The 4,974-nt window shown below is 72.4% G+C and carries 4 protein-coding genes; all 4 read right to left on the bottom strand.

All coding sequences use genetic code 11. The features are described from left to right. Positions 1-33: 33 nt before the first annotated feature. On the bottom strand, positions 34-1,401 hold the full coding sequence (locus GUY61_RS34630) for a cytochrome P450 (protein ID WP_166634290.1): 1,368 nt from the start codon (positions 1,399-1,401) through the stop codon (positions 34-36). A 46-nt stretch (positions 1,402-1,447) separates the two neighbouring features. Then, positions 1,448-3,733 carry an ATP-binding domain-containing protein gene (locus GUY61_RS34625; protein ID WP_243766964.1) on the bottom strand — a complete coding sequence of 762 codons (2,286 nt, stop codon included), beginning with the start codon at positions 3,731-3,733 and terminating at the stop codon, positions 1,448-1,450. Positions 3,734-3,879: 146 nt separating this feature from the next. Next, the gene (locus GUY61_RS34620) at positions 3,880-4,212 is read right to left on the bottom strand and encodes a co-chaperone YbbN (protein WP_166634289.1); all 333 of its coding nucleotides are present in this window, start codon (positions 4,210-4,212) and stop codon (positions 3,880-3,882) included. A 1-nt stretch (position 4,213) separates the two neighbouring features. Next, a complete protein-coding gene (locus GUY61_RS34615; protein ID WP_166634288.1) occupies positions 4,214-4,705 on the bottom strand; it encodes a MerR family transcriptional regulator in 492 nt (163 codons plus the stop codon). Positions 4,706-4,974: the final 269 nt, after the last annotated feature.

Below are 4,974 nucleotides of genomic sequence, written 5' to 3'. Positions count from 1 at the left end.
GGCGGGGCCGACCGGAGCAGCGGCACCCGGGCGTCAGCGCCGTGAGCCGAACATCATGCGGCGCAGCGCGGCCAGCGGCCCCTTGGGTCCGCGGTCGGCGGCCGGGGAACCGCCGAGCGCGGCCGGGGCGCCGGCCCCGCCGCGGGCCGGGCCGGTCGCCTTGAGCTCGTAGCGGACCGGCAGGCCGCGCAGCCCGCGGGAGACGGGCCCGGCGCGCCACGGCAGCTGGTTCGGCGGCAGGGTCGTCTCCGCCCTGGCGAAGTGCTCGCAGATCCGGCCGACCGCCACGGCCACGATCGTGTCGGCCAGTGCGTGGGCGGCACCCGGGCACTGGTGCGGCCCGGCGCCCCAGGCGAGGTGGGCACGGCTGGCGGCGTCCGCGCCGCCGAACGTCATGAGGTCCTGGTGGGCGGCCGCGAGCGACGGTACGACGGTGTCGCCGGCCAGTAGCCGGAAGTTCCCCAGCCGCACGTCATGGGCCGGGAACCGGAAGGTCAGGTTGGCCGTGGGCGGATTGATGAGGCCGACCCTGTTGACGAGGTCGCCGATCAGGCCCGTGGAGGGGGCGGCGGCGAGGACTCCGCCGGATCCGCTCGTGAGCGTCTCCAGGAGGGTGGCCAGGATCATGTTGCCGGTGGCGTCGGAGAGGAAGAGGGCGTTGGCGAAGATCTCACGGCCGAGCTGTTCGTCGGTGAGGGACGGGTCCGCGGCGAGCATGCCCGAGGTCACGTCCTCGCCGGGCCTCGCCCGGCAGTGGGCGGCGACCCGGGTCATCGCCTCCAGCGCCCGTCCGGTGGCCTCCGCCGCGTCGGGGCCGGCGTCCAGCAGGTGCCAGAGGTCGACGACCACCTCTTCACCGACGTCCTCCGGGAAGCCGAACAGCCGGCTGACGATCATGAGCATCAGCGGTCTGGTGTACTGCGCGTTCAGATCGGCGAAGCCCACGGGCCCCGCCTCGGCGGCCAGGGCGCCGACGAGTTCGTCGGCGTACCGGACGACGGCGGCCCTCAGCTCCCTGCCCTGCGGGGTGCGGCTGTCCTGGAACGGGGAGAGGGCGGCGTGGAACGTCTGCCGGGCCGCGCGGTGCTCCGCCCCGTCGAGGAACATGGTCTGGCGTACCTCGTGCGCCGCGAGCGGCGCCCAGTCGCGCGGCAGCCTGCCCTCGGCGCGGGCCCGCCAGTGGCGTATGTCGCGCTTCCAGGTGTGCTCGTCGCGCAGGACGTCCAGGACTTCCTGGTAGCCCAGGACCAGCCAGACGGGCACTCCCGCGAGATCGACCGGGGCGACCTGCCCGTAGGTGCTGCGCAGCCGCTGGTAGACCGCGCCCGGGTTGACGTCGAACTCCGCTGTCAGCAGGGACTCCACGGGCAGCGACTCGAGGGAGGGGGCGATGTAGTTCATGGTGGACACGCTTACCGCAACGGTCGTGTACGCGCGGTGACTGTGACTACCTGTTATTAGTTGGTGATACCTGGTGAGGCGAACCGAAACCGATCAGTCCCAGCCGCTGAGTGGCGCGGGTCAGGGCGACGTACAGGTCGTTGACGCCGCGGGGCGATCCGGTGCGGATGCGTTCGGGGGCGACGACGATCACCGAGTCGAACTCCAGCCCCTTGGACTGGCGCGGATCCAGCAGCACGACGTCACGCGTCAGATCCGGGTCGGGGCCCGACGACGCCCCGGGCAGCGCGGCGGCGAGTTCCGCGTGCAGTTCCGCCGGCGCGATCACCGCGAGCCGCCCCGGTGCGCGGGACTCCCGGGCAGCTGCCTCGGCCGCCGTGCGCACCAGTGCCTCGGGCGGCGCCGTCAGCGTCCACGGCTCCACCCCGGTGGAACGCACCGAGCGCGGCGGCTCGAAGGACGGATCCGTGTCCCTGCGCACCCGGGCCGCCGTCTCCATGATCTCCGCGGGCGTGCGGTAGTTGACGCGCAGCCGGGTGTGCCGCCAGCGGTCCTGGACGTACGGGCCGAGGATCTGTTCCCAGGAGTCGGACCCCGTGGCCGAGCCGGTCTGGGCCGGATCGCCGACGAGGGTCATGGAGCGGGTCGGGCAGCGGCGCATCAGCAGCCGCCAGGCCATCGCGGACAGCTCCTGCGCCTCGTCGACGACGATGTGCCCGAAGGCCCAGGTCCGGTCGGCCGCGGCCCGCTCGGCGGCGCTGCGGTGGTCGGCCTCCTCCTGCCGCTCGGCGAACCGCTCGGCGTCGATGATGTCGTGGGCGGCGAGGACCTCTGACTCGTCCTCCTCGTCGAAGTCGGTGGTGCGGGAGCCCAGGGAGAGGTCGAGCACGCCCTGCGCGTACGCGATCCGCTCCCGGCGCTCGGCCTCCGCGGCCGCGCGGGCCGCGCCGTCGTCCTCGCCGAGGAGTTCGGCCGCCTCGTCGAGCAGCGGCACGTCGGCGGGGGTCCACTCGGTGCGGTCGGTCAGCCCGGTCGGGTCCGCGGCGCCGCGGCGGATCAGCGCGGCGTCGGCGGGCGGCAGATGGGTGGGCCGCTCCAGGAACTCGGCGACCAGCCGCTGCGGGGTGAGATACGGCCACAGGCTCTCGATCGCCGCGTGCACGCCCGCGTTGCCGTTCAGCTCCTTGCGCAGTTGCCCGACGTCGGAGGCGTCGAGCAGGTTGGGGCCGCCGAGCGGGTCGGCGCCGATGCGGTCGGCGAGCTGCTCGGTGAGGATGTCGAGGACCCGCGCGGCGAAGTGGGGGCGGGCCGGGTTGTGCGGCAGCCCGGTGTCGCGGGCGTGGGCGCGGGCGAGCGCCGCCGCCTCGTGGTCGAGGTACAGGGTCTCGCGGTCGTGCTCGATCCCGATGACCGGATCGGGCAGCCGCTGCCGGTCGGCCACGACCCGGGCGAGTACGCCGGCCATGCGGGCGTCGCCCTTGACGGCGGCGGCCTCCGGGGTGTCGGTGCCGGTGGCCCGTACGCCGGGGAAGAGTTCGCCCAGGGTCGCCAGCAGGACCCCGGTCTCGCCGAGGGAGGGCAGCACATTGCCGATGTAGCCGAGGAAGGCCGGGTTGGGGCCGACGATCAGCACGGCGCGGCGGGCCAGTTGCTCGCGGTGCGCGTAGAGGAGGTAGGCGGCGCGGTGCAGGGCGACCGCGGTCTTGCCGGTGCCGGGACCGCCCTCGACGACGAGGACACCCCGGTGCGAGGCCCGGATGATGTGGTCCTGCTCCGCCTGGATGGTGCGCACGATGTCGGCCATGCGGCCGGTGCGGGTGGCGTTGACGGCGGCGAGCAGCACGGCGTCGCCGTTGGGGTCCTCGTAGCCGGTGCGGTGGGCCGCGTCGGCCTCGTCGAGGTCGAGGATCTCGTCGTGCAGGGCGGTGACCCGGCGGTCCCTGGTGGTGAGGTGCCGGCGGCGGCGCAGGCCCATCGGGGTGTGACCGGTCGCGAGATAGAACGGGCGGGCGACCGGGGCACGCCAGTCGATCAGCATGGGCGTGTGCCCGAGGTCCTCGTCGGGGATTCCGATTCGGCCGATGTGGTGGTGCTCGCCGTCCCGGAGATCGATCCTGCCGAAGCAGAGCCCGGATTCCACGGCATCGAGTGTGGCGAGTCTGCCGGACTGTTCCGTGACGGTGATGTCACGTTCCAACCGGTCCTGGCGACCGCCGACGACCTGCGACAACGCACTCCGGACCGACCCGTCGGCCTGCTCGCGGAGGGCATCGAGACGCTCGTAGAGCAGAGTGATGAATTTCTGCTCGCGATCCAATTCCTCGCTTGACAATTCTGCTCCAGCCCCGATATGATGTGCGTTAGTGAAATTCTCTGCACTTCCGGCCAGGGAAGTCGCAGAAACAATCAATATACGCAGAGAAACACCCCGGACGTCAATTACGCCCGGGGCATTTTTCTTTCCGGGGCGGTACCGGCTCAGCGGATGTCGGCCAACTCCCGCAGCAGCCGGCTCTTCGACCGCGCCCCCACCACCGACATGACCGGCTCGCCCTGCCGGAACACCATCAGCGTCGGCATCGACAGCACGCCGTACCGCGACTGCGTCCGCGGATTGGTGTCCACGTCGATCTGCACCACCTTCAGCCGGCCGACCTCCTCCCGCGCCACCTCGCTCAGCACCGGCGCGATCTGCCGGCACGGGGGGCACCAGTCCGCGGTGAACTTCACCAGCACCGGCACCTCGCTGGCCAGCACCTCCCGCCCGAACGTCGCGTCCGTGACCGCCGCCACGCCCACCGTTTCCGCCATGTCAGCCCATCCCCTCGATCATCGTGGTCAGTTCGCAGCGCGGCTCGGGCGCGGGCCAGTGTGCCGACGCGTACGCCGCTTCACCCGCTTCACCCGCTTCACCCGCTTCACCGGCGGCACGCAGGTCACCCGAGTCACCCGCCTCCCGTTCGGCCCGCGCCAGTTGCGCCGCGATCGTGACGCGCACGGCCCCCAACCGCCCTATGAGCTCGTCGAGTTCGGCGAGCTTGCGCCGGTAGACGTCGAGCGAGGCCGGGCAGGAGTCGCCCGCCGGGTGGCCGGCCTGCAGGCACTCCACGAACGGCCGGGTCTCCTCCAGCCCGAAGCCGAATTCCTGGAGCGTCCGGATCTGCCGCAGCAACCGCAGGTCGCTCTCGTCGTACGTCCGGTAGCCGTTGACCGTGCGCCGGGCCGGGAGCAGCCCCAGCGCTTCGTAGTACCGCAGGGCGCGCGTCGTCGTGCCCGCGCGCTTCGCCAGTTCTCCGATCCGCATGCCCCGACCGTAGACCTTGACGTCGGCGTCAGGGCCAGCCCTCGCGGGCGCGCTCGGCATCGGCCCGGCCGGGCCGCGCACCCCGCGCGGCAGGCCGGGCGGGGGCGTCCGGAGCGGTGTACGGAAGCGATGCACCGTCACATGGCTTATGCATTCAAGAAGTTGAGCCTTCACGGGCATTGACGCCCGGTGTGGGTGCATCTAGAAAACTCTGAGAGCGCTCTCAGGCGACGCTCCCCCTCCTCCCGTGGCGCGCTCTCCCCCGCGCC

The organism is Streptomyces sp. GC420 (assembly GCF_009916105.1).
Lineage (GTDB): Bacteria > Actinomycetota > Actinomycetes > Streptomycetales > Streptomycetaceae > Streptomyces.
This window is presented reverse-complemented; position numbering and strand designations above follow the sequence as displayed.

Bases quoted from the DNA above. Each gene is read 5' to 3' on its own strand.
- GUY61_RS34620 (WP_166634289.1), bottom strand. From the start codon at position 4,212: ATGGCGGAAACGGTGGGCGTGGCGGCGGTCACGGACGCGACGTTCGGG.
- GUY61_RS34615 (WP_166634288.1), bottom strand. From the start codon at position 4,705: ATGCGGATCGGAGAACTGGCGAAGCGCGCGGGCACGACGACGCGCGCC.
- GUY61_RS34630 (WP_166634290.1), bottom strand. From the start codon at position 1,401: ATGAACTACATCGCCCCCTCCCTCGAGTCGCTGCCCGTGGAGTCCCTG.